The organism is Brevundimonas sp. TWP2-1 (genome assembly GCF_049897645.1).
Taxonomy (GTDB): domain Bacteria; phylum Pseudomonadota; class Alphaproteobacteria; order Caulobacterales; family Caulobacteraceae; genus Brevundimonas.
The window spans coordinates 487,673-511,068 of record NZ_JAFCWR010000001.1; the positions used below are offsets into that span (position 1 = coordinate 487,673).

Below are 23,396 nucleotides of genomic sequence, written 5' to 3' on the forward strand. Positions count from 1 at the left end.
CGTGGCGATCAGCGTCACTGCGGCCTGATTTCAGACGATTGAGACGATTCAGACTCTGTTTTTCATCCGCGCCGTCGGAACCGGGCCTATCCACAGCCCATCGGGGCGAGGACGGGTTTGTGATGTTCGCACGTCGCCCGATATGAGACTCAGGTCAGGATAGGCAGCCCATCCAGGGTCGAGGTCGGAGAAGGTGTGAGCGAGCCGGTGAACAGTCAGGGTTTCGTCCATCTGCGGGTCCGCTCGGCCTATTCGCTGCTCGAAGGCGCGATCAAGGCCGCCAAGGTCGGCAAGCTGGCCGCCGATGCGGGCATGCCGGCGGTCGGGGTCGCGGATAGGGCCAATCTGTTCGGCGCGCTGGAGTTCAGCCAGACGGCCAAGGAGGCGGGCGTCCAGCCTCTAGTGGCCTGCGCCCTGCCGGTGTTCGGCATCGGCGGTCAGATCAAGGCCCGCTGGGCCAAGGTCCCGACCGTGGTGGTGCTGGCTCAGAATACGGCCGGGTGGCTCAACCTGTGTGCGCTGTCGTCGTCAGCCTATCTGGATGCAGGCGAGATGGCCGAGCCGGGCGTGTCTTGGGAACAGGTTGTCGCGCGTTCCGAAGGATTGATCCTGCTGTCCGGCGGCCCGGACGGCCCGGTCGATCCGCTGTTCGCCCAAGGGAATAAAGCTGAAGGCGCCACGACCCTGGCGACCATGAAGGCAGCTTTCGGCGACCGCTTCTATGTCGAGCTTCAGCGCCACGGGCTGGATGACGAGAAGCGGGCCGAGCCGGGTCTGGTCGAATGGGCATACGCCAACGACACGGCTTTGGTGGCCACAAACGATGTCTATTACGCCAAGGCGGCGCAGGCGAAGTCGCATGACGCCCTGCTGTGCATCGCCGACGGCGCCTTCACCGGCCAGGAAGATCGCCGTCGCATCACGGGCGAGCACTGGTTCAAGCCGGCCGCCGTCATGCGCGAACTGTTCGCCGACCTGCCCGAGGCCTGCGACAACACCATCGACATCGCGCGCCGTTGCGCCTTCCTGGTCAACACCCACGCGCCCATCCTGCCGCGGTTCGACACCGGGGCAGGGCGGTCCGAGGCCGACGAACTGGCGCACCAGGCGCGCGAGGGGCTGAAGGTCCGCCTGACCGAGGTCACGCCGGCCTTTCCCGAGGCGGAATACTGGAGCCGTCTGGAATGGGAGGTAGGGATCATCCAGCAGATGGGGTTCCCGGGCTACTTCCTCATCGTGGCGGACTTCATCAAATGGGCCAAGACCCACGGCATCCCCGTGGGGCCTGGGCGGGGCTCCGGCGCGGGGTCCTTGGTCGCCTGGTCGCTGACCATCACCGACCTGGATCCGCTGCGGTTCGGCCTGCTGTTCGAACGGTTCCTGAATCCCGAGCGGGTCTCCATGCCCGACTTCGACATCGACTTCTGTCAGGAGCGGCGTGAGGAGGTGATCGACTATGTGCAAGACCGCTACGGCAAGGACCGGGTGGCCCAGATCATCACCTTCGGCACGCTTCAGGCGCGGGCCGTGCTGCGCGACGTGGGGCGGGTGCTGCAGATGCCGCTGGGCCAGGTGGACCGGCTCTGCAAGATGGTGCCGAACAACCCGGCCGCGCCCGTTACCCTGGCCCAGGCCATCGAACTGGAACCGCGTCTGAAAGAGGCGAGGGACGCCGAGCCGGCGGTTCGCACCCTGCTGGAAACGGCGCTGGAGCTGGAGGGGCTGTATCGCAACGCCTCGACCCACGCCGCCGGCATCGTCATCGGCGACCGGCCGCTGACTGAACTGGTGCCGCTGTATCAGGATCCACGCTCCACCATCCCGGCGTCCCAGTTCAACATGAAATGGGTCGAGCCGGCGGGTCTGGTGAAGTTCGACTTCCTGGGCCTGAAGACCCTGACTGTGCTGGACCGGGCGCGCGCCTATCTGGAACGGCGTGGCGCGGCCAAGGACTGGAACACCCTGCCGCTGGACGACGCGCGCACCTATGAGCTGATGGCTTCGGGCCAGACGGTCGGGGTGTTCCAGCTGGAATCCCAGGGCATGCGCGACACCCTGCGCAAGATGCGCTGCGGCTCGATCGAAGAGATTACCGCCCTGATCTCGCTCTATCGGCCGGGCCCGATGGAGATGATCGATACCTATATCGACCGCAAGTTCGGTCGGGCCGAGGTGGATTATCTGCACCCCAGCCTGAAGGAGGTGCTGACCGAGACCTACGGCGTCATCATCTACCAGGAACAGGTGATGAAGATCGCCCAGATCCTGGCGGGATACAGCCTGGGCGAGGCCGACCTGCTGCGGCGCGCCATGGGCAAGAAGAAGAAGGAGGAGATGGACTTCCAGCGGGCGCGCTTCATCGCGGGCGCGCTTGAAAAGACGGTGCCCGAGGCGCAGTCCGGCTCCATCTTCGATCTGGTGGCCAAGTTCGCGGGCTATGGCTTCAACAAGTCCCACGCCGCCGCCTATGCGCTGATCTCCTTCCAGACGGGGTGGTTGAAGGCCAACCAGCCGGTGGAGTTCTTCGCCGCCTCGATGAGCCTGGACCTGTCGAACACCGACAAGCTGGCGGTCTTCTATCAGGACGCGCGACGGTTCGAGGTGCCGGTGCTGTCGCCCGACATCAACCGCTCGTCGGCGGACTTCGATGTGGCCTTCGACGACGACAAGGGGGCGGTGCTCTACGCTCTGGGCGCGATCCGCAACGTTGGCCTGGAGGCGATGAAACACGTCATCGAGGTTCGCGAGACAGGCGGTCGTTTCGCCGATATCTTCGACTTCCTTGAACGCGTCGATCCGCGCAGCGTCAACAAACGTGCGCTGGAAGGCTTGGCCAAGGCCGGCGCCTTCGACAGCATCCACCCCAACCGGCGTCAGTTGCTGGAACAGGCCGACGTGCTGATGGCCTATTGTCAGAGCGTGGCGGCCGAGCGCGCTTCGTCACAGGTCAGCCTGTTCGGCGGGGACCAGGCCCACGCCGGTCGTCCGCGTCTGAAGACGGTCGAACCCTGGGTCGGGCCGGAACGGCTGGATCACGAACTCTCGGCGGTCGGTTTCTATCTGTCCGGTCACCCGCTGGACGAGATGACTTCGGCCCTGAAGCGCAAGCGCGTCACCTTCGTTGCCGAAGCCATTTCCCTGGCCGAGGCCGGCCACGAGGCCTTCCAGATGGCGGGGGTCGTGCGTCGCAAACAGGAGCGGGCCAGCGCGCGTACGGGCGAGAAGTTCGCCTTCGTCACCTTCTCGGACCCCACGGGCGAGTTCGAATGCCTATTCCCGCCCGAACAACTGCGCAAATGCCGCGAAGTGCTGGAGCCCGGCGCCTCGGTCATGGTGCGGGTGCGCGCCAAGTCGTCGGAAGGAGAGGTCCGCTTCTTCGGCGACGACGCCTCGCGCATGGACAACCTTCTGGACGACGCCAACATCGGCCTGCGCATCCACGTTTCGGCGCGCAGCGCGGACGCCGAAGCGCTGAAGGCCCGGCTGGAACGCGCCCGCTCCGGCGCCATCGGCAAGGGTGGCGAGATTTCTCTTGTCGCCTCGCTGGAGGGCCGCCAGGAGGTCGAGGTCAAACTGCCCGGCCGCTACCGGCTGGACGGCGCCCTGCGCGGCGCGCTGAAGTCCGCGCCGGGCGTGGTGATGCTGGAGGACGCCTAGGCCGCGACAGACTTGGGTATGGTCAAGCTATTGATATTTCGGAACCTCACGGGGGCGTGATGGGTTTGGTCAGTGCATAGGGAGACTGTTCCAATGAAATATCTCGCCATCGCCAGCGTCGCCTCGCTGGCCCTTCTCGCCGCCTGCAACCAAGGTGGCGACAGCGCCGCCCAGAACACCAGCGAAGCCGTCAACGCGACGCAGGACGCCACCTCCGGCGTCGTCGGCCAGACCTCCGCCATGACCATGGGCGCCAATACCGTCGATGGCTTCGTCACGGGCCTGGGCACCGGCAACATGTACGAGCTTGAAGCCGCCAAGATCGCCGCCGCCAAATCGACCAACGCCGACGTCAAGGCGCTGGCCGCCATGATCACCAAGGATCACACGGCTGCGGGTGAGAAGCTTGGAACGGCCGCCGCGGCCGCTGCGCCCAACGTCGCTATCCCGACCGCTCTTGACGAGCGTCGCAAGGGGCTGATCGACAATCTGAACGCCGCCACGCCGGGCGATTTCGACAAGGTCTATCTGGACCAGCAGGTCGCCGCTCATAACGAGACCCTGACGCTGCTCAACGGCTTTGACGACAATACAGACGCGCCGGCGCTCGCGACCCTGGCTCGCGAACTGATCGCGCCCGTCACGGCCCATCGTGACCGCGCCCAAGCGCTGCTCGATGCGATGAACTAGCGAAAGCCGTCTATCGATCTTGGAAAGGCGGTCCCGAAAGGGGCCGCCTTTCTTGCATTTGGCGAGGCGACGCTTGCTATTGCGGCCCATCCGGCCTACACGGCCCCCGCATTTCGCAACGCGGGTGAGGCGCATCTCGGGGAGAAATCCTGAGACGCACCATTCCGAGGGTCGTCAGACCTTTAATCCCCCGCGCCACGTTTGATCGGAAAAAGGACTGAACGATCATGGCTTTGCCAGAATTCTCGATGCGCACCCTGCTTGAAGCAGGCGCTCACTTCGGCCACCAGACGCACCGCTGGAACCCGAAGATGGACCGCTACATCTTCGGCTCGCGCTCGAACATCCACATCATCGACCTGTCGCAGACGATGCCGTTGTTCCACCAGGCTCTGGTGGCCGTGCGTGACGTCGCCGCCAAGGGCGGCCGCGTCCTGTTCGTCGGCACCAAGCGCCAGGCCGCTGAGCCGGTCGCCGAAGCCGCCAAGCGCTGCGCCCAATACTACATGAACAACCGTTGGCTCGGCGGCACGCTGACCAACTGGCGCACCGTCTCGGGCTCGATCGCTCGTCTGCGCGAACTGGAAGGCATCCTTGAGAACGGCGGCGAAGGCCGCGTCAAGAAGGAGCTGCTGAACCTGGAGCGCGAGAAGGACAAGCTGGAACTGTCGCTGGGCGGCATCAAGGACATGGGTTCGATTCCGGACATCATGTTCGTGATCGACACCAACAAGGAAGCGATCGCGATCCAGGAAGCTCGCAAGCTGAACATCCCGATCATCGCCATCCTGGACACCAACTCGGATCCGGACGGCATCACCTATCCGGTCCCCGGCAACGACGACGCCGCCCGCGCCATCCAGACCTATTGCGACCTGATCGCCGACGCCGTCCTGGACGGCCTGGCCGCCGGCGCTTCGGCCTCGGGCGTGGACCTGGGCGCTGCGATCAATCCGGAAGAGCCCATGCTGCGTGAAGCCTCGACCCCGGTCGAAGCCGACGCCGCTCCGGCCGGCACTGAATCGGTCGCCGCCGAACTGGAAGCCGCTGCTGAACCGGCTGTCGCCGACGAAGCGGCGCAAGCCGCCACTTCGGAAGCGAACGACGCCGTCGAAACCGAGAAGGCCGCAGTCTGAGACTGCCCTTAGGCCTTCCCGCTTTAAGGTGAAGGCCGTGCGTTGAACTGACACACGGCCGGGCTACATCAGCCCGGCCGTTCCCACATACGAAATCCCCCAAGGAGAAGAACATGGCCGAGATCACTGCCGCCCTCGTGAAGGAACTTCGCGAGCGTTCGGGCGTCGGCATGATGGACTGCAAGAAGGCGCTGGTCGAAAACGACGGCAACATCGAAGCATCGATCGACTGGCTGCGCGCCAAGGGCCTGTCCAAGGCCGCCAAGAAGGCCGACCGCGTCGCCGCTGAAGGCCTGGTCGCCGTGGCGTCCAAGGAAGACGGCAAGGGCGAAGTCGCCGCCGCCATCGAGTTCAACGCGGAAACCGACTTCGTCGCCCGCAACGAACTGTTCCAGAACGCCGCCAAGTCGTTCGCCCAACTGGGTCTGGACCATCACTCGGTCGAAGCCCTGCACGGCGCCGAACTGGAAGCCGGCAAGACGGTCCAGGACGAAGTGACCAACATGATCGCCACCATCGGCGAGAACATGCAACTGCGCCGCGCCGCCCGCCTGTCGGTGTCGGAAGGCGTCGTCTCGACCTACGTCCACAACGCGGTTTCGCCGGGCGTGGGCCGTATCGGCGTGCTGGTGGCTCTGGAAGGCGAGGGCGACAAGACTGCGCTTCGCGAACTGGGCCGCAAGATCGCCATGCACGTTGCAGCGACCGCTCCGCTGTCGCTGAACACCGACGATCTGGACCCCGCCGCCATCGAGAAGGAACGCACCGTTCTGACCGAAAAGGCCAAGGAAGAAGGTCGCCCGGAAGCCATGATCGCCAAGATCGTGGAAGGCCAGATCAACAAGTTCCAGAAGGATGTGGTGCTGTCCAAGCAGCCGTTCGTCATGGATCCTGACGTGACCATCGAACAGCTGGTCGCCAACTCGGCCAAGGAACTGGGCTCCTCCAACCTGCACCTGGCCGGCTTCGTCCGCCTGGCGCTGGGTGAAGGCGTCGAGAAGGTCGAAGGCCCCGACTTCGCGTCGGAAGTCGCCTCCATGATGGGCGGCAACTAAGAAATCTTCCCCTCATTCGTGAGGGTTTTGTATCAGAAGGGCGCGTTCGGCTTTGATGGCCGGCGCGCCTTTCGTCTATAAGAAGCCGCCTGATTCAATGGCGCCGCAGTCAAACGGACCTTCCCGCATGCCCGACGCCACCTCGACGTTCCGTTACAAACGCGTCCTGCTGAAGGTTTCCGGCGAGGTGCTGATGGGCGATCAGTCGTTCGGCGTCGATATGAAGACGGTCGATGCGGTCGCCAAGGCCGTCGCGGACGTGGCCGCAGAAGGCGTCGAGATCTGCCTGGTGATCGGCGGCGGCAACATCTTCCGCGGCCTGTCCAAGGCGGCGGCGGGTATGGAGCGCTCACAGGCCGACTATATGGGCATGCTGGCGACCATCATGAACGCCCTGGCGATGCAGTCGGCGCTGGAGAAGATCGGCGTCTCGACCCGCGTACAGAGCGCCATTCCCATGGCCGCCATCGCCGAACCCTACATCCGTCGTCGCGCCCTTCGTCATCTGGAAAAGGGCCGTGTCGTGATCTTCGCCGCCGGCGTCGGCGCACCGTTCTTCACGACGGACTCGGGCGCGGCCCTGCGCGCCGCCGAAATGGGCTGCGACGCCTTGCTGAAGGGCACCAGCGTGGACGGCGTCTATACCGCCGACCCCAAGAAAGACCCGACCGCCACCCGCTATGAAACCCTGACCTATCAGGATGTCCTGGCCAAGGACCTGCGGGTCATGGATGCCTCGGCCATCGCCATGATGCGCGACACGGGCATACCGATCGTGGTCTTCTCCATTCGGGAAGAAAACTCGCTGCGCCGGACCCTGACTGGCGAAGGCACGTTCACGGTCATTCAGGACGTCGCTTGAACGTCTGCGTGACCAGGAAAGACAAGAGAGACCAAGACCATGGCAAAGCCTGAACTGAAGACCTATCGCGACCGCATGGAGCGGTCGGTCACCGCCCTGAAGGAAGAGTTCAGCGGTCTGCGCACCGGACGCGCCAATGCCGGCCTGCTGGAGCCAGTGCGGGTCGAAGCGTATGGCTCCGCCTCGCCGCTGAGCGCCGTCGCCGCCATCAGCGTGCCCGAGCCGCGCATGATCAGCGTCAACGTCTGGGACAAGGGCATGGTCGTCGCCGTCGAAAAGGCGATCCGCAACGCCAACCTGGGCCTGAACCCCATCGTCGACGGCCAGACGCTACGCATCCCTGTGCCGCCCCTGACCGAGGAACGCCGCAAGGATCTGGTCAAGCTGGCCGGCAAATACACCGAGCAGCAGAAGATTTCGGTCCGCAACGTCCGCCGCGACGCCAACGACGACCTGAAGAAGGCCGAGAAGGCCGGCGAGATCAGCCAGGACGAACAGAAGAAGATGGAGACCGAGGTCCAGAAGGAAACCGACGCGGCCATCAAGCGCATCGACGAGGCCTTGAAGACCAAGGAACAAGAGATCATGCAGGTCTAGGCGAAACGGCTTGGCCCTGAAGGGATCACACCACAGATGACGGCAGACAGCGCCGCGCCTTCAGGCCAAAGCCCAAAGGAACGGGGCCCGGATGGGCCGCGCCATGTCGCCATCATCATGGACGGCAATGGACGCTGGGCCCAGGCGCGCGGCCTGCCGCGGGCTCTGGGCCACCGCGAGGGCGTGCAGGCGTTGAAGCGCACGATCCAGGCGGCGCCGGACCTGGGCATCGACTGTCTGACCGTGTTCGGTTTCTCGACCGAGAACTGGAGCCGACCGGAAGACGAGGTGTCGGACTTGATGGGGCTGGTGCGGACCTATGTCGCCAGCGATCTGACGCGCCTGACCAAGGCGGGTGTGCGCCTGAAGATCCTGGGCCGTCGCGAAGGCCTGCCTGCAGACATCGCCGCCATTATCGAAAGAGCCGAGGCGCAGACGGCGCATAACGACCGCTTCCTGCTGCAGGTCGCCTTCAACTATGGCGGCCGGGCCGATCTGGTGGACGCCGCCCGTCGCCACATGGAGCGTGTGCTGGCCGGCGAAACGGTCGAGCCGATCACCGAGGCGGTCCTGACCTCCGGGCTGGCGACGGCGGGTTCGCCGCCGCTGGACCTGATCGTCCGGACGTCCGGCGAGCAGCGGCTGTCGAACTTCCTCCTGTGGGAAGCCGCCTACGCCGAACTGGTGTTCCAGGACATCCTGTGGCCCGACTATGGACCCAAGGCGCTGGCCGAGGCGATCTCGGCCTTCGGTCAACGTGATCGTCGCTATGGCGGCCGTGTGGTCGCGCCTGAGCGCGCGACGGCCTGATGGCGGTCAAGGGGCGTGACATTGCGTTGAGGGCCGCTTCCGCCGCCGTGCTGGCGCCAGCTGCGGTCGCTGCGACCTGGTTTGGAGGGGTTTGGTTCCTGGCGCTGGTCGTCGTCGCCGCCGTCGTTCTCGCTTTCGAATGGGGTGCGATGAGCGCGCCGAAAGCGCCGCGGCCGATCGGCTTGGCCGTTGCTCTTGCGGTCATAGCCTCAGTCGTCAGCGCCTACTTCGGCGTCATGTCGGTGGCTTTTGTCACCTTGGTATTTGGCGCCGCGGCCGCGGGCCTGCTCGCCCGCAAGCGCGGACAACAGGCGGTCGATGCTGCCTACGGCGTCCTTTATCTCGGCTGGCCTTCAATCCTGCTGATCTGGCTACGGGACGGCGAGAGCCCGGTGGGTCTGCATTGGACGGCGCTGGTCTTCGCCGTGACCTGGTCGGCGGATATTCTGGCCTATCTGGCAGGATCTACGGTTGGCGGTCCCAAGCTTTGGCCGCGCTATTCGCCCAACAAGACGTGGTCGGGCTTCATCGGCGGCATTCTGGCGGGGGCGGTGGCCGGCGCCGCCATGACCGCTTGGTTCGACATGGGCCGGCTGACCATATTCTGGGGTGCGATTCTGGGGCTGGCGGCGGCGCTGGCGACCATGGGCGGCGACCTGTGGGAATCGGGCCTGAAGCGTCGGTTTGGGGTCAAGGACGCGGGCAACACCATTCCCGGCCATGGTGGGCTGTTGGACCGGGTCGATGGCCTGATGTTCGCGGTCGTCATTGTCGCGGCGGGGCGGCTGGTCGTTCTGATGCTGGAGCGCGGAGCGTGATCCGGCGTCGCGTCACGGTCCTGGGCTCGACCGGCTCGGTCGGCGCCTCGACGCTGGACCTGATGGCTCAGGCCGAAGCGACGGGCACGGGCGTTTTCGAGGTCGAGGCGCTTACGGGCGGGGCGAACATCGCCAAATTGGCCGAACAGGCGCGACGCTGGCGTCCGAAAGTGGCGGTCACGGCCGATCCGGCGAGACTGGACGCGTTGCGAGACGCCTTGGCAGGAACCGACATTGCGGTGGCTGCCGGCGACGCCGCAATCGTCGAGGCTGCGACGCGGCCGGTCGATTGGATCATGGCCGCCATCGTGGGTGCGGCGGGACTGAAGTCGGCCTGGGCGGCGGCGGCCACCGGCGCGACCCTGGCGCTGGCCAACAAGGAAAGCCTGGTCTGCTGCGGCCCAGCCCTGATCGAGCGGGTCAAGCGGGCAGGGGGGCGGCTGATCCCGGTCGATTCCGAGCACTCGGCCATCTTCCAGGTCTTTCCCGCCGATGCTCCTGAACGGGTATCAAGGCTGATCCTGACCGCATCGGGCGGGCCTTTCCGGCAGACCCCGCGCGATCAGATGACCGGCATCACGCCCGAACAGGCGGTGGCGCATCCGAACTGGAGCATGGGGGCCAAGATTTCCGTCGATAGCGCCACCATGGCCAACAAGGGCCTGGAGATGATCGAGGCGGCCTATCTGTTCGACATGCCGCAGGACCGAATCGACGTGGTGGTGCATCCCGAATCGATCATCCACAGCCTTGTGGAATATGTGGATGGTTCGACGCTGGCCCAGATGGGGCCGCCGGACATGCGAACGCCCATCGCCTGCGCCCTGGCCTGGCCTGACCGGATCGCCTGGCCGGCGCCCAAGCTGGACCTTGCGGCCCTCGGGCGACTGACGTTCGAGGCGCCCGATCTGGTGCGTTTCCCGGCCCTGGATCTGGCCCGTCAGGCTTTGAAGGCGGGGGGCGCGGCGCCCGCCGTGTTCAATGCGGCCAATGAGGTCGCGGCCTTCGCATTTCTTGACCGCAAGCTGGCCTTTCTCAATATTGCCGCAGTCGTCGCCGAAACCCTTGAGCGTGCGACGAAAGCGGGAATGGCTTTCGGTCCTGGAGACGCCTGCGGCGCGGCCCTGTCGGTCGATGCCGAAACGCGTCGAATGGCCGAAACCGTCATCGCCGGTCTTGCGAACGCGGCCTGATAGCAGGCCAGGGGAGACGATTTTCGAATGCTGGGCGTCCTGGGTCAGGTCCTGATCTCAATCGCCTCGTTCCTGCTGGTGCTGACGTTCATCGTCACCATCCATGAACTGGGTCACTTCTTCGTCGCACGCGCCTTTGGCGTGAAGGTGGATCGCTTCGCGGTCGGCTTCGGCAAGGCCGTGTTTAGCCGCACCGATCGTCACGGCATCGAATGGCGGCTGGGTTGGCTGCCGCTTGGCGGATATGTGAAGTTCTCCGGCGATCTGGACGCATCCAGCGTGCCGGACAGGGCAGGGCTGGACGAGCTGCGCCAGCGTGTGGTCGCCGAGCGCGGGCCGGGCGCCGAGCGCGATTATTTCCACTTCAAGCCCGTGTGGCAGCGCGCGTTGATCGTCGCCGCCGGGCCCATCGCCAACTTCATCCTGGCCATCACTATCTTTGCGGTCGTCTTCATGGCCGTGGGCGTTTCGTTGCGCCCCGCCCGCGTGGCTCAGGTTCAGGCGGGATCGCCCGCAGCCGTTGCCGGCTTCCAGGTCGGCGACCTGATCACCGACGTGAACGGCAAGCCTATCAAGGACGGCAGCGCGGTGACGCGCACCGTCATGCTGTCCACCGGCGATCCCGTGCGCTTCACCGTCGAGCGCGCTGGGCGGCCCGTCGAACTGGTCGCGACGCCCGAACGCCGCGAAGAGAACGACCCCATCGCGGGACGCGTCAAGGTCGGCCGCATCGGCCTGGGCCTGGGGTCATCGGCCGGCGATGTGCGCCATGTCCGCTATGGCCCGGTCGGCGCCGTGGTCGAGGGCGTGCGCCAGACCGGCGACGTGATCGGCTCGACCCTGACCTATCTCGGGCGTCTGGTGACAGGTCGCGAGTCGGGCGATCAGTTCAGCGGACCGTTGGGCATCGCCAAGGCGACAGGGTCGCTGACGACCGCTGCGGTCGAGGCTAATCCGGCGCCGAGCGCCATCGCGATCAACCTCGTGCTGACGCTGACAACCTTGGCCGCCATACTTTCGATCGGAATCGGCTTTCTAAACCTTCTTCCCATCCCGATCCTCGACGGCGGGCATCTGCTTTTCTACGGTTATGAAGCCGTGGCCCGGCAGCCTGTGTCGGCGCGGTTCCAGGAGATGGGCTATCGTGCAGGCCTTGCGCTTTTGGCGGGATTTATGTTGTTCGCGACGTGGAACGACCTACAGAAGCTCAACCTCTTCCAATTCCTCGGCGGGCTCGTCTCGTGAGCCGACGCCAGCCCCCGATGGTTTCCCGAATGAATGACATGACCTCTCGCGCCGCCGTTCGACTCAGCGCCCGTTCCAGCCTGCTGGCTCTGGCCGTCGCCGCCGGCCTCGGCGCGCCTGCCCTGGCTCAGACTGCGCCCGCGACGGCGCCCGCCACGCCGGCCCCCGCTACTCCGGCCCCAGCGCCCGCTCAGACCGCGACGCCTCAAACCTCCGCCGCCGCCGCCGAGCCGCGCGTCGAGATCGCTGCGCCGCAGACGATCACGATCAACCGCATCATCGTGCAGGGCGCCCAGCGGATCGACCAGACGACGGTCCTGTCCTATCTGCCGATCCGACCCGGCGACGCGGTGGATGCCTCGGTGCTGGACGTCGCCGTGCGCACCCTGTCGCGCACCGGCCTGTTCGCCGACGTTCAGCTGGGTATCCAGAACGGCGACCTGATCGTGCAGATCGTCGAAAATCCGATCATCAACCAGGTGGTGTTCGAGGGGAACAAGGCGCTTTCCCAGGACAAGCTGACCAAGGAAGTCACCTTGGCGCCGCGCGGCATCTATACCCGCGCCAAGGTGCAGGAAGACGTCGGCGCCATCGTCGAGCTGTATCGCCTGCAAGGCCGGATTTCCGCGACCGTGACGCCCAAGCTGGTTCAGCTTGAGCAAAACCGCGTCGATGTGATCTTCGAGATCAACGAAGGCCCGCAGACCGGCATCAGCGCGATCAACGTCCTGGGCAACGACGCCTTCTCGGATCGCGACGTGCGCGGCGTGATGGTCACCGAGAAGTCCACCTGGTGGAAGTTCTTCTCCAACAACGACAACTACGACCCCAACCGCCTGGAATACGATCAGGAGCAACTGCGGAAGTTCTACACCAACCGCGGCTTCTACGATTTCCGTGTCGTCTCGTCGGTCGCCGAGCTGCAGCCGGACGATCAGGCGTTCCAGCTGACGCTGACGTTGAATGAAGGCGACAAGTACAACTTCGGCGAGGTCAAGGTCGTCACCCAGAACGACCGTCTGAACGCAGACTTCCTGCAACGTCTGATCCCGATCCGCTCGGGCGATCTGTACGAGAGCGACAAGATCGAGCAGGCGGTGGACGCCCTGACCTTCGCTGCCGGTTCGGCGGGTTACGCCTTCGTCGAGATCAACCCGACGTATAAGGCCAATCCCGACACGGACACGGTGGACGTGACCTTCAATGTGTCGGAAGGCCAGCGAGTCTACATCGACCGCATCAATGTGGTGGGCAACACCCGCACCATCGACCCGGTCATCCGTCGCGAACTGCTGTTGACCGAGGGCGACGCCTTCAACCGCGCCCTGATGGAGCGTTCGCGCAACAATCTGCGGGCACTGGGCTTCTTCAAGGACGTGACGGTCGAGGAAACGCGCGGCAGCGCGCCGGACCGTTCGGTCATCAACGTCAACGTCCAGGAACAGCCGACCGGCGAACTGTCCGTCGGCGCCGGCTTCAGCTCGGTCGACAGCTTCACCGTCAACCTGGGCATTTCCGAGCGGAACTTCCGGGGGCGTGGCCAAAACGTCGTGGCGCGCCTTGAATGGGGTTCGCTGCGCCAGCAGGTGGACTTCCGCTTCACCGAACCCAAGTTCCTTGGCCGTGATCTGCGGGCCGGCTTCGACGTATTCCACTCTCGTTACGACCTCAGCGAATATTCGTCGTACGACTATCGTTCGACTGGCGCGGGCCTGCGTCTGTCCTATCCGTTGAACGGCAACATGCTGCTCAACACCCGATACTTCCTGAAGTCGGACGAGATCATCGTGCCGACCGGCTATTGTGACGGCGCGGGTCAGGGGTCGTCGGCGCTGTGCGATCAGGTCGGCAGCTACATCAACTCGTCGGCCGGCTATACGCTGCAGGTTAACTACACCAACGACCCGGTCCGCCCGACGCGCGGCTGGGCGGGCTCGCTGCGTCAGGATCTGGCCGGTCTTGGCGGCGATGTGAACTATGTGAAGACCGAGGCCGACGCCAGCTGGTACTATGGCTTCACCCCAGCCTGGATCGTCAGCGTTCAGGGCTCGACCGGTTACGTCAGCGGCTGGAACGGCGACCCGATCCGCATCAACGACCGCTTCTTCAAGGGCGGCAACAGCTTCCGTGGTTTCGAGACGGCCGGTATGGGTCCGCGCGACCTGACCACGACCGACGCTCTGGGCGGCAACTTCTACGCCATCGGCACGGTCGAGCTGACCCTGCCGAACTATCTGCCCGAGCAGTACGGTATCAAGACCTCGCTGTTCGCGGATGTGGGCACGCTGGGCGTGTTGGACGACCGTTACAAGCTGACGTCCACGGGCACCGTGAACACCAATATCGCCGACGAGCTGTCGCTGCGTGCGTCGGCGGGCATCAGCATTCACTGGAGATCGCCGATGGGGCCGATCCGCTTCGACATCTCCAAGGTTCTGTCCAAGGAAGACTACGACAAGACGGAATCCTTCCGCTTCTCGACCTCCACCCAGTTCTAATCGCGGCTTTTTCGACCGCACGAGGAAACCCTATGAAAACTCTGATCATCGCGGCGACCGCCGCCGCTTCGCTTCTCGCCACCGCTGCTTCGGCGCAACAGGCGCCCGCCAACCCCGGCCCGGTCATCCCCGGCGTCTGCGTCTATTACAACGCCCGTCTGCTCGCCCAATCGTCGGCCGGCCAGGCTGTCGAAGCCCGCATGCAGCAGCTGGCTCAAGAAGTTCAAGGCGAACTGCAACCCTACGCCACGCAGATCCAGACCGAGGCCCAGCAGCTTCAGACGTCGGGCTCCAGCCTGCCGGCCGACCAGCTGCAACAGCGCCGTCAGGCCCTGCAGCAACGCGCACAGGAAGCCCAGCAGCTGGAATCCACCCGTGAGAACGAACTGCGCTACACCCTGGGCATGCAGCGCCAGGCCATCACCGAAGCCGTCTCGCCGATCCTGACCGCGCTTTACCAAGAAAAGGGCTGCGGTCTGCTGCTCGACCGCGAGAGCGTCTTCATGATGAACCCGGCCATGGACGTCACCGACCTGGCCATCCAGCGCCTGAACACGGCCCTGCCGACCCTGAGCTTCAACCGCATGCCGGTGCCGGCTCAGACGCAAGCGCAACCGGCGGCTGCCAACTAAGCCGCCGATGCCGGATCCTCGCTTCTTCGAAAACCTGTCGCCCCTCAGCGTCGCCGAACTGGCGGCGCAGATCGGCGGCGAGGTCGAGCGGGGCGGGGATCGCATGATCGCCTCCGTCGCGCCCCTGTCCTCTGCGGACCGGGGCGCGATTGCGTTTTTGGGCGACCGCAAGTTCGCCTCCGCCCTGGCGGCGACGAAGGCCGGCTGCGTGATCGTGCAGGCCGAGGCCAAGGACGCGGCGCCTTCAGACGCCGCCGTGATCGTTTCGAGAACGCCTCAGGCCGCCTGGGCCAAGGCGTCGCTTCTGCTGCACCGCGCTGTTACGCTCGATATGGCGATCACGCCTGACGAAGCGGCCGAGGACGACAGCGTTGTGGTCGAACCGGGCGCGATCCTGGGCAAGGGCGTCCGCATCGGTCGCGGGTCCCGCATCGGCGCCAACAGCGTGATTGCGCCAGGCGTGCAGATCGGCCGGGATTGCGTCATCGGCTCGAACGTCACAGTGGGCTTCGCCCTGATCGGCGACCGGGTGAAGCTGTACGCCGGCGCACGTATCGGCGAGGCGGGTTTCGGCGCCACCGGTACGGCCGCCGGCGCCATGGATATTCCGCAGCTTGGCCGCGTCATCCTGCAAGACGGCGTTACGGTCGGCGCCAACTCCTGCATCGACCGCGGCGCCTACGACGACACGGTCATCGGCGAGAACACCAAGATCGATAATCTGGTCATGGTGGGCCACAACTGCGTCATCGGCCGCAACAATCTGATGGCCGCCAATACGGGCATTTCGGGCTCGGTGACCAGCGGCGACAACGTCATCTTCGGCGGCAAGGCGGGGATCGGCGACCACATCACCATCGGCGAGGGCGCGCGGGTTGCGGCCGGGGCCGGGGTGCTGGCGAACATACCGGCAGGGGAGACCTGGTCCGGTTATCCAGCCCGTCCGATCCGACAGTTCTTGCGCGAAACCATCTGGCTCGCCAAACAGGCCTCTTCAAAGAAGGCCCCGAAGGAATCATAGGGATGAGCGAAGACGGCAAGATCGATTACGCCGAGGTGATGCGGCGGCTGCCGCACCGCTATCCCTTCTTGCTGGTGGACAAGGCGGAGGCCTTCGTGCCCCGCACCTCGATTGTGGGGATCAAGAACGTCAGCCACAACGAGCCCTTCTTCCAGGGGCATTTCCCGATCGACCCCGTCATGCCCGGCGTGCTGATCGTCGAGGCCATGGCCCAGACGGGGGCCCTGCTGATGTCCAAGACCCTGGACGTCGCCGTGGCCGACAAGGTCATCATGTTCATGTCCATCGACGGGGTGCGGTTCAGGAAGCCTGCGCGGCCGGGCGACCAGTTGCGGATGGAGGTCAAGGTGATCAAGGCGCGCGGTGACGCTTACAAGTTCCGCGGCGAGACCTTTATCGACGGCAAGCTGGCGGCCGAAGCCGAATTCATGGCCATGGTCGTGACCGTGCCCACTCCAGCGACAGAGTCCGCCGCCTGATGACCATTCACCCGACCGCCCTGATCGACGCCACGGCGACCCTGGCCGACGGGGTCCAGGTCGGGCCATGGTGCACGGTCGGGCCGAACGTGGTTTTGGCCGAGGGCGTGCGCCTGGTCAGCCATGTGGTGGTCCAGCAGGACACGACGGTGGGGGCGGGGACGGTGATCCATCCGTTCGCCGTCATCGGCGGCGATCCGCAGCACAACGGCTACAAGGGCGAGCCGGTGCGGCTGGAGATCGGGGAGAACAACCTGATCCGCGAACACTGCACCTTCAACCGGGGCACGCCGCAGGGGACGGGCGTGAGCGTGGTCGGCGCCAACAACCTGTTCATGACCGGCGCCCATGTGGGCCACGACTGCGTGGTGGGCGACAATGTCGTCATGGCCAATAACGCCACCCTGGGCGGCCATGCCCAGGTCGGGGACAAGGTCTTCCTGGGCGGGCTGTGCGCGGTGCACCAGAACGGGCGTGTGGGGCAGGGGGCGATCATCGGCGGTCTGGCGGCCGTGACGCGCGACGTCATCCCCTACGGCTCGGCCTGGGGCAATCATGCGCGGCTGCGCGGGCTGAACCTGATCGGGCTGAAGCGCAAGGGTTACGGCAAGGACCAGGTGCGACGATTGCTGGCGGCCTATCGCGACCTGTTCGAGGGCCAGGGCGAGTTCGCGGGCCGGATCGACGGGGTGGCCGAGACCTATGCCGACCTGCCGGAGATCATGGAGATCATCGCCTTCATCCGCGACGGCGGGCGGCGTCCGCTGTGCCTGCCGAACGCGGAATGACCGGTTCCGGCAAGCTGGGCCTGATCGCCGGCGGCGGCGACCTGCCGGCGGCGGTGGCGGCGCGGTGCGACGCCGAGGGGCGGCCGGTCTTTCTGATCCGCCTGGCCGGGTTCGCCGATCCCCATCTGGCGCGCTGGCCCGGCGCCGAGTTCGGCATGGCGCAGATCGGCGCGATCCTGAAGGCGCTGAAGGCCGAGCGCTGCACGACCGTCTGTCTGGCGGGCATCGTCAATCGGCCGGATTTCAAGACGTTGAAGCCCGATTTCAAGGGCGCGACCCTGCTGCCCGGCATCGTGGCGGCGGCGTCCAAGGGCGACGACGCCCTGTTGCGCAAGATCCTGTCGGTGTTCGAGGCCGAAGGTTTCGCCGTCGAAGGCGCCGACGACATCCTGGGCGGAGAGATGCTGGCTGCTGGGGCGCTGGGCGCCGTGTCGCCGACGCCTGAGCAGCTGGCCGACCTGAAGAAGGCGCTGCACGTTGCAGAAAAATCAGGCGAACTGGACATCGGGCAGGGCGCGGTCGTCTGTGACGGCCTTGTCTTGGCGGTCGAGGCGCAGGAGGGGACCGACGCCATGCTGAGCCGAGTCGCCGGTCTGCCGGCCGATCTGCGCGGATCGACGGGTGACCGCAAGGGCGCGCTGGGCAAGGCGCCCAAGCCGATCCAGGACCTGCGGGTGGACATGCCGGTGATCGGGCCGCGCACGGTAGAGATGGCGGCGGCGGCGGGTCTGGCCGGCATCGGCGGGGTGGCGGGACGGCTGATCCTGATCGACCGCGCGGCCATAATCGCGGCGGCCGACCGCCTTGGTCTGTTCGTCTGGGGCGAAGCGCGATGAGCCGCCCGTTGAAGATCATGCTGGTGGCGGCCGAGGCCTCGGGCGATGCGCTCGGCGCCGGTCTGGCCAGGGCGCTCAAGGCGCGGCTGGGTGCGGACGTCACTTTTGTCGGCGTCGGCGGTCCCCGGATGGCGGCCGAGGGTATCGTCAGCCCGTTCAATATCGCTGAACTGTCGATCCTGGGCTGGATCGAGGGCCTGCGCGCCTATGGCAAGGTCAAGCGCCGCGTCGAGGAGACTGCAGCGCTGGCCGAACGAGAAAAGCCCGACGCCGTGGTTTTGATCGACAGCTGGGGTTTCACCATCCGGGTCGCCAAGGCCATCCGCGCCGCGCGGCCGGATGTGCCTCTGATAAAATACGTCGGGCCGCAGGTGTGGGCGTCCCGGCCGGGCCGGGCAAGGACGCTGGCGGGTGCGGTGGATCATCTGCTGGCGCTCTACGGCTTCGACGCCCCCTGGTTCGAGCGGGAAGGTCTGCCGACGACCGTGGTCGGCTCGTCCGCCCTGCATGTCGATATGGCCGGCGCCGACGGCGCAGCCTTCCGTGCGCGACGAGGCATCGCCGCCGACGCCAAGCTGCTGCTGGTGCTTCCGGGCAGCCGTCCCAGCGAGATCACGAGGATGACGCCGGTCTATGAGGCGGCGATCGGCAAGTTGAAGGCCGTCGATCCGGCGCTGGAAATCGCCGTCGTCGCCGCCGGGACCGTGGCCAATGACGTGGCCGGAAGGGTCGCCGCCTGGCCGTTCCGGGCGCATCTGGTGGACGAGGCCGAGAAGTATGACGCCATGCGCGCCGCGACGGTCGCCCTGGCCACCAGCGGCACGGTCTCCACCGAGCTGGCCCTGGCCGGCGCGCCGATGGTCATCGCCTACAAGATCGACGGGCTCAGCTATCAGTTGATGAAGCGGTTGGTGACGGCGAAACACGTCACCCTGTTCAACGTCGCCGCCGACGACAGGATCGCACCGGAGTTCATCCAGCACGAGGCGACGCCCGCCATCCTGGCGGCGGCGGTCGGTCGGTTGCTGTCCGATCCGGCCATGGCGGCCGAACAGGCGCAACGTCAGACAGCGGCCTTGGACTTGATGGGGCGCGGCGGAGCGGACCCGTCGGAGTTGGCGGCGGACGCGGTGCTGAAAGTCATCGCCGCCAAACGGAAGGCCTGACGATGGGGCGGGCCCTCAGTCCTCGGCGCGCCGCCGAGGTTCGGGCCGCGTTGCAGATGGCGGTCGGCGCCATGGCCGCGCTCTATCTCGCCACCTGGCTGAACCTGCCTCACCCCTACTGGAGCGTGATCTCCGCCATCGTCGTCATCCAGGCCAGCGTCGGGGGCGGGGTGCTGACCGTCGCGCGGGATCGGGCCATAGGCACGGTGACGGGCGCATTGGCCGGTGCGGTCTTCGCCTTCCTGCGTCCGCCCGGCATGGAAAGCATGGCCCTGAGCATCGCCGCATCCACGGCCTTGCTGGCGTTTTTCGGAACCGGGCGCCCCTGGCTGAAGATCGCGCCCGTGACGGCGACCATCGTCATCGCCGGCGGGACGGGCGCTGAAGGACCGGCGTCGCTGGCCCTGGATCGGGTGATGGAAATCCTGGTCGGCAGCGGTGTGGGGGTCCTGGCGATCCTGGCGCTGTTTCCCCGGCACGCCCGCCAGTCGTTCAAGCTGCAGGCGCGCGAGGCGGCGGGGGAGGCGGCGGCGCTGTTGGCCTTGATATCCCGAGGCGATGCGTCGGACGCGTCCGAGATCACCCGACGCCATGCCGATCTGAAACGACGGCTGGATGCGCTGGGTCAGGCGGCCAAGAACGTGATCGATCTGCCGGGGCCCCAGCGTGAAACCGCGGACCGCGCCGCCCTGGCGCGCGCCTTCTGGCGGGTGCGCAGCGACATCGTCATCCTGGGGCGGGGTTTCCAGGCCGAAGGCGCAGGCGCGCGGCTGGATCCCTGGTCGCAGGACGCTGCGCGTGCGGTGGAGCGGCTGGAGGCCCTTTCGCAGGGTAAGGCCGCCACGCCCATGGGGCCGATCGACCAGAGCCTGGCCCTGTCCATGGCCGTAGAGGGCGACGACATGGCGTTGGGCGCCGCCGCCATCGGCGTGGCGCACATGCACCGCGATCTGGACGATTTGGCCGCGCGGTTCGCCGATCTGCAGCTGGTCTGACCGCAAAGAAAAACGCCGGGGATGGCTCCCCGGCGCTCTGAATTTCAGTTTCGTCGATCAGCCGCGCTGTTCGATCGGCACGTAGTCGCGCTCGGTCGGGCCCGTGTAGAGCTGACGCGGGCGACCGATCTTCTGCGAGGGATCGGCCATCATTTCCTGCCACTGGGCGATCCAGCCCACGGTGCGGGCCAGGGCGAACAGGACGGTGAACATGCTGGTCGGGAAGCCCATCGCCGACAGGGTGATGCCCGAATAGAAATCGACGTTCGGGAACAGTTTGCGCGAGGTGAAATATTCGTCCGACAGGGCGACCTTCTCCAGCTCCTTGGCGACCAGGAACAGCGGGTCGTTCTCGCGGCCCGTGGCGGCCAGGACTTCATAGGCCGACTGTTGCATGACCTTGGCGCGCGGATCGTAGTTCTTGTACACGCGGTGGCCGAAGCCCATCAGCTTGTACTTGCGGTCCTTCACCCCCTGGATGAAATCGGGGATGTTTTCCGGCGTGCCGATCTGTTTGAGCATGGTCAGCGCCTCTTCGTTGGCGCCGCCGTGCGACGGGCCCCACAGGCAGGCGATGCCGGCGGCGATACAGGCGAACGGATTGGCGCCCGACGAACCGGCCAAGCGGACGGTCGAGGTCGAGGCGTTCTGTTCGTGGTCGGCGTGCAGGGTGAAGATGCGGTCCATGGCGCGCACCAGGGCCGGATCTACGTTATAGTCCTCGGCCGGCACGGCGAAGCACATGCGCAGGAAGTTCTCGGCATAGGACAGGTCGTTGCGCGGCGACACGAACGGCTGGCCGATGTGATATTTATAGGCGCGGGCCGCGATGGTCGGCATCTTGGCGATCAGGCGGATGGCCGAGATGTCGCGCTGCACCGGATCATGGATGTCCAGGCTGTCGTGATAGAAGGCTGACAGGGCGCCGACGGTGCCGACCATGATGGCCATCGGGTGGGCGTCGCGGCGGAAACCCTCGAAGAAGCGGTCGAACTGGCTGTGCAGCATCGTGTGCATGGTGATGCTGTCTTCGAACTTCTCGAACTGCTCGGCCGTCGGCAGCTCGCCGTGCAGAAGCAGGTGGCAGACCTCGACGAAGTTCGACTTCGACGCCAACTGATCGATGGGATAGCCACGGTGCAGAAGCACGCCGGCATCGCCGTCGATGTAGGTCAGGGCCGATTCGCACGCAGCCGTGGAGGTGAAGCCCGGATCGAAGGTGAAGGCGCCCGTTCCCGCATAGAGCTTGCGGATGTCGATGACGTCCGGGCCGGTGGAGCCCGAAAGGACCGGCAACTCGACGGTCTTGTCCTCGAAGGACAGGGTCGCCGAGCTGGCGGGTTTGGCTTGTTCAGTCATGAATGCCCCTTTGCATCATACGTCCAGCGCGGGGAGGCGTCGGCCGCTTTTTGGTTTGTGGGTGATCACTTAGTCTGTTGCAGCGCATCATCCAAGCGCCCGAGACTTTCGTCGCGCCCAAGAGCTGACAAAGTTCGTGCAATATCGGGTGATGTTGACCCAGCGGTAAGGGCCGCGCGCATCGGCGGACCGATCTTGCCGAAGCCGACGCCCTCGGATTCAGCGAAGGCTTTGAGCTCGGCTTCCAGTGCGAAAACGTCCCAAGACTGGAACAGAGCCAGCCGGTCACGCAGGCGACCGAGGCGGTCCAGAGTCTCACCGGTCAGCAGGGCCTGTCCCTTGTCGTCGAGAACCAGCGGGCGAGTCTTCAGGACGAATGCGGTCTGATCGGCCAGGTCCAGCACGGTCTTGGCGCGGTCCTTCACGAAGGGCATGGCGCGTTGAAGCCGGGCTTCGTCCGCCTCGGCGAGGATGTGTCCGCGCTGCAGGTGCATGTCCAGCGTCAGCTTGGCCAGGCGCTCGTCGTCGGCAAGACGCAGCCAGTGCGAATTGACGTGAGCCAGCTTGTCGAAGTCCAGCCGGGCCGGAGCCTTGCCGATGCCGGCGAGATCGAACCATTCCACCGCCTGGGCGTCGCTGAACAGTTCGTCGTCACCGTGGGCCCAGCCCAGCCGGGCCAGATAGTTGCGCATGGCCTCGGGCAGATAGCCCATCTCGGCATATTCGTGGACAGCTTGGGCCCCGTGGCGTTTTGACAGTTTGGCGCCGTCGGGCCCGTGGATCAGAGGGATATGGGCGAAGGTCGGCCGGGTCCAGCGCAGGGCGTCGTAGATCAGGCTCTGGCGGGCGGCGTTGTTCAGATGGTCATCGCCGCGAATGACGTGGGTCACGCCCATGTCGTGATCGTCCACGACGACGGCGAGATTGTAGGTCGGCGCCCCGTCCGAGCGCAGCAGGACCAAGTCGTCGAGATCTTCGGTGGACCAGCTGACCGAACCCTGAACCTCGTCGGCGACGGTGACGGTCGTCGCCTTGGGGCGGCGGAAGCGCACGACGTGGGGTAGGGCCAGGTCATCGACCGTGGGCTCGCGGTCGCGCCAAGGCGATTCGAAGGTGCGTTTTTCGGCCTTGGCTTCATCGCGCAGACGGCCGGTGTCCTCGGCAGAGGTGAAGTCACGGTAGGCGTGGCCCGTTTCGAGCAGTTGATCGACCACCTCGCGATGGCGGTCGGCGCGGCTGTACTGGAACACCGGCTCTTCGTCGGCGAACAGCTCCAGCCAGCTCAGGCCGTCGAAGATGGCCTTGACCGCCTCGTCGGTGGAGCGTTCGCGGTCGGTGTCCTCGACCCGGATCAGGAAACGCCCAGCGTGTCTCTTGGCGTACAGCCAGTTGAACAAAGCGGTTCTCGCTCCGCCGATATGCAGATAGCCTGTCGGCGAGGGGGCGAAGCGGGTGACGACAGTCGAGGAGGGTGAGGTCATAGGCGATGGGTCCGTAAGCGAGGCCCTTATACGCCCCGACGCGGCAAAGCCTACCCCCGCCGCGCGATTGCGCGCGTG

Annotated in this window: 20 protein-coding genes; 18 read left to right on the forward strand and 2 right to left on the reverse strand. The window is 65.9% G+C overall.

The genetic code is table 11. The features are described 5' to 3' along the window. Window positions 1–195: 195 nt before the first annotated feature. The 18 genes from dnaE (at window position 196) to ACP7BH_RS02590 (ending at window position 20,478) form a co-directional block, all read left to right on the forward strand. Complete coding sequence (gene dnaE / locus ACP7BH_RS02505) at window positions 196–3,657, forward strand: DNA polymerase III subunit alpha (protein ID WP_425984004.1); 3,462 nt, start codon at window positions 196–198, stop codon at window positions 3,655–3,657. A 93-nt stretch (window positions 3,658–3,750) separates the two neighbouring features. Then, window positions 3,751–4,347, forward strand: a complete 597-nt coding sequence (locus tag ACP7BH_RS02510) for a DUF4142 domain-containing protein (RefSeq protein ID WP_409715374.1) — start codon at window positions 3,751–3,753, stop codon at window positions 4,345–4,347. A gap of 227 nt (window positions 4,348–4,574) precedes the next feature. Next, window positions 4,575–5,483: a 30S ribosomal protein S2 gene (gene rpsB, locus ACP7BH_RS02515; protein ID WP_425984002.1), complete on the forward strand. Its 909-nt coding sequence runs from the start codon at window positions 4,575–4,577 to the stop codon at window positions 5,481–5,483. 113 nt (window positions 5,484–5,596) lie between these two features. Next, on the forward strand, window positions 5,597–6,538 hold the full coding sequence (gene tsf / locus ACP7BH_RS02520) for a translation elongation factor Ts (RefSeq protein WP_135195904.1): 942 nt from the start codon (window positions 5,597–5,599) through the stop codon (window positions 6,536–6,538). A gap of 127 nt (window positions 6,539–6,665) precedes the next feature. Continuing rightward, on the forward strand, window positions 6,666–7,400 hold the full coding sequence (gene pyrH / locus ACP7BH_RS02525) for a UMP kinase (protein WP_135195905.1): 735 nt from the start codon (window positions 6,666–6,668) through the stop codon (window positions 7,398–7,400). Window positions 7,401–7,439: 39 nt separating this feature from the next. Further along, window positions 7,440–7,997: a ribosome recycling factor gene (frr, locus tag ACP7BH_RS02530; RefSeq protein ID WP_135195906.1), complete on the forward strand. Its 558-nt coding sequence runs from the start codon at window positions 7,440–7,442 to the stop codon at window positions 7,995–7,997. Between the two features lie 36 nt (window positions 7,998–8,033). After that, complete coding sequence (gene uppS, locus ACP7BH_RS02535) at window positions 8,034–8,807, forward strand: polyprenyl diphosphate synthase (protein ID WP_425984000.1); 774 nt, start codon at window positions 8,034–8,036, stop codon at window positions 8,805–8,807. Beyond that, window positions 8,807–9,625, forward strand: a complete 819-nt coding sequence (locus ACP7BH_RS02540; protein ID WP_425983998.1) for a phosphatidate cytidylyltransferase — start codon at window positions 8,807–8,809, stop codon at window positions 9,623–9,625. The genes uppS and ACP7BH_RS02540 overlap by 1 nt, the downstream gene beginning before the upstream one ends. Next, entirely contained in the window at window positions 9,622–10,818 is a 1,197-nt protein-coding gene (gene dxr / locus ACP7BH_RS02545) for a 1-deoxy-D-xylulose-5-phosphate reductoisomerase (protein WP_425983996.1), read from the forward strand. Before ACP7BH_RS02540 ends, dxr begins: the two co-directional genes overlap by 4 nt. A gap of 27 nt (window positions 10,819–10,845) precedes the next feature. After that, entirely contained in the window at window positions 10,846–12,063 is a 1,218-nt protein-coding gene (locus tag ACP7BH_RS02550; protein ID WP_425983994.1) for a M50 family metallopeptidase, read from the forward strand. Between the two features lie 29 nt (window positions 12,064–12,092). Next, the gene (gene bamA / locus ACP7BH_RS02555) at window positions 12,093–14,561 is read left to right on the forward strand and encodes an outer membrane protein assembly factor BamA (RefSeq protein WP_425983992.1); all 2,469 of its coding nucleotides are present in this window, start codon (window positions 12,093–12,095) and stop codon (window positions 14,559–14,561) included. 32 nt (window positions 14,562–14,593) lie between these two features. Further along, window positions 14,594–15,193 carry an OmpH family outer membrane protein gene (locus tag ACP7BH_RS02560; protein WP_135195912.1) on the forward strand — a complete coding sequence of 200 codons (600 nt, stop codon included), beginning with the start codon at window positions 14,594–14,596 and terminating at the stop codon, window positions 15,191–15,193. Window positions 15,194–15,200: 7 nt separating this feature from the next. Then, window positions 15,201–16,214 (forward strand): UDP-3-O-(3-hydroxymyristoyl)glucosamine N-acyltransferase, encoded by a 1,014-nt coding sequence (gene lpxD / locus ACP7BH_RS02565; RefSeq protein ID WP_425983990.1) that lies wholly within the window; start codon window positions 15,201–15,203, stop codon window positions 16,212–16,214. A 2-nt stretch (window positions 16,215–16,216) separates the two neighbouring features. Continuing rightward, window positions 16,217–16,693: a 3-hydroxyacyl-ACP dehydratase FabZ gene (fabZ, locus tag ACP7BH_RS02570; protein ID WP_425983988.1), complete on the forward strand. Its 477-nt coding sequence runs from the start codon at window positions 16,217–16,219 to the stop codon at window positions 16,691–16,693. Then, window positions 16,693–17,481, forward strand: coding sequence for an acyl-ACP--UDP-N-acetylglucosamine O-acyltransferase (gene lpxA / locus ACP7BH_RS02575; protein ID WP_425983986.1), 789 nt, complete (start codon window positions 16,693–16,695; stop codon window positions 17,479–17,481). The genes fabZ and lpxA overlap by 1 nt, the downstream gene beginning before the upstream one ends. Beyond that, complete coding sequence (gene lpxI / locus ACP7BH_RS02580) at window positions 17,478–18,317, forward strand: UDP-2,3-diacylglucosamine diphosphatase (RefSeq protein WP_425983984.1); 840 nt, start codon at window positions 17,478–17,480, stop codon at window positions 18,315–18,317. Before lpxA ends, lpxI begins: the two co-directional genes overlap by 4 nt. Next, window positions 18,314–19,483 carry a lipid-A-disaccharide synthase gene (gene lpxB / locus ACP7BH_RS02585; RefSeq protein ID WP_425983982.1) on the forward strand — a complete coding sequence of 390 codons (1,170 nt, stop codon included), beginning with the start codon at window positions 18,314–18,316 and terminating at the stop codon, window positions 19,481–19,483. The genes lpxI and lpxB overlap by 4 nt, the downstream gene beginning before the upstream one ends. 2 nt (window positions 19,484–19,485) lie before the next feature. After that, complete coding sequence (locus tag ACP7BH_RS02590) at window positions 19,486–20,478, forward strand: FUSC family protein (RefSeq protein ID WP_425983981.1); 993 nt, start codon at window positions 19,486–19,488, stop codon at window positions 20,476–20,478. Window positions 20,479–20,535: 57 nt separating this feature from the next. Here ACP7BH_RS02590 and gltA read toward each other — a convergent pair whose 3' ends face one another. After that, entirely contained in the window at window positions 20,536–21,837 is a 1,302-nt protein-coding gene (gene gltA / locus ACP7BH_RS02595; protein ID WP_409718022.1) for a citrate synthase, read from the reverse strand. A 65-nt stretch (window positions 21,838–21,902) separates the two neighbouring features. Next, window positions 21,903–23,318, reverse strand: a complete 1,416-nt coding sequence (gltX, locus tag ACP7BH_RS02600; protein ID WP_425983979.1) for a glutamate--tRNA ligase — start codon at window positions 23,316–23,318, stop codon at window positions 21,903–21,905. Window positions 23,319–23,396 lie beyond the last annotated feature (78 nt).

What these genes read in the sequence shown, in the direction of transcription:
- ACP7BH_RS02510 (WP_409715374.1), top strand. Translation starts at nt 3,751, where the DNA reads ATGAAATATCTCGCCATCGCCAGCGTCGCCTCGCTGGCCCTTCTCGCC.
- rpsB (WP_425984002.1), top strand. Translation starts at nt 4,575, where the DNA reads ATGGCTTTGCCAGAATTCTCGATGCGCACCCTGCTTGAAGCAGGCGCT.
- tsf (WP_135195904.1), top strand. Translation starts at nt 5,597, where the DNA reads ATGGCCGAGATCACTGCCGCCCTCGTGAAGGAACTTCGCGAGCGTTCG.
- pyrH (WP_135195905.1), top strand. Translation starts at nt 6,666, where the DNA reads ATGCCCGACGCCACCTCGACGTTCCGTTACAAACGCGTCCTGCTGAAG.
- frr (WP_135195906.1), top strand. Translation starts at nt 7,440, where the DNA reads ATGGCAAAGCCTGAACTGAAGACCTATCGCGACCGCATGGAGCGGTCG.
- uppS (WP_425984000.1), top strand. Translation starts at nt 8,034, where the DNA reads ATGACGGCAGACAGCGCCGCGCCTTCAGGCCAAAGCCCAAAGGAACGG.
- ACP7BH_RS02540 (WP_425983998.1), top strand. Translation starts at nt 8,807, where the DNA reads ATGGCGGTCAAGGGGCGTGACATTGCGTTGAGGGCCGCTTCCGCCGCC.
- ACP7BH_RS02550 (WP_425983994.1), top strand. Translation starts at nt 10,846, where the DNA reads ATGCTGGGCGTCCTGGGTCAGGTCCTGATCTCAATCGCCTCGTTCCTG.
- bamA (WP_425983992.1), top strand. Translation starts at nt 12,093, where the DNA reads ATGAATGACATGACCTCTCGCGCCGCCGTTCGACTCAGCGCCCGTTCC.
- ACP7BH_RS02560 (WP_135195912.1), top strand. Translation starts at nt 14,594, where the DNA reads ATGAAAACTCTGATCATCGCGGCGACCGCCGCCGCTTCGCTTCTCGCC.
- lpxD (WP_425983990.1), top strand. Translation starts at nt 15,201, where the DNA reads ATGCCGGATCCTCGCTTCTTCGAAAACCTGTCGCCCCTCAGCGTCGCC.
- fabZ (WP_425983988.1), top strand. Translation starts at nt 16,217, where the DNA reads ATGAGCGAAGACGGCAAGATCGATTACGCCGAGGTGATGCGGCGGCTG.
- lpxA (WP_425983986.1), top strand. Translation starts at nt 16,693, where the DNA reads ATGACCATTCACCCGACCGCCCTGATCGACGCCACGGCGACCCTGGCC.
- lpxI (WP_425983984.1), top strand. Translation starts at nt 17,478, where the DNA reads ATGACCGGTTCCGGCAAGCTGGGCCTGATCGCCGGCGGCGGCGACCTG.
- lpxB (WP_425983982.1), top strand. Translation starts at nt 18,314, where the DNA reads ATGAGCCGCCCGTTGAAGATCATGCTGGTGGCGGCCGAGGCCTCGGGC.
- ACP7BH_RS02590 (WP_425983981.1), top strand. Translation starts at nt 19,486, where the DNA reads ATGGGGCGGGCCCTCAGTCCTCGGCGCGCCGCCGAGGTTCGGGCCGCG.
- gltA (WP_409718022.1), bottom strand. Translation starts at nt 21,837, where the DNA reads ATGACTGAACAAGCCAAACCCGCCAGCTCGGCGACCCTGTCCTTCGAG.
- gltX (WP_425983979.1), bottom strand. Translation starts at nt 23,318, where the DNA reads ATGACCTCACCCTCCTCGACTGTCGTCACCCGCTTCGCCCCCTCGCCG.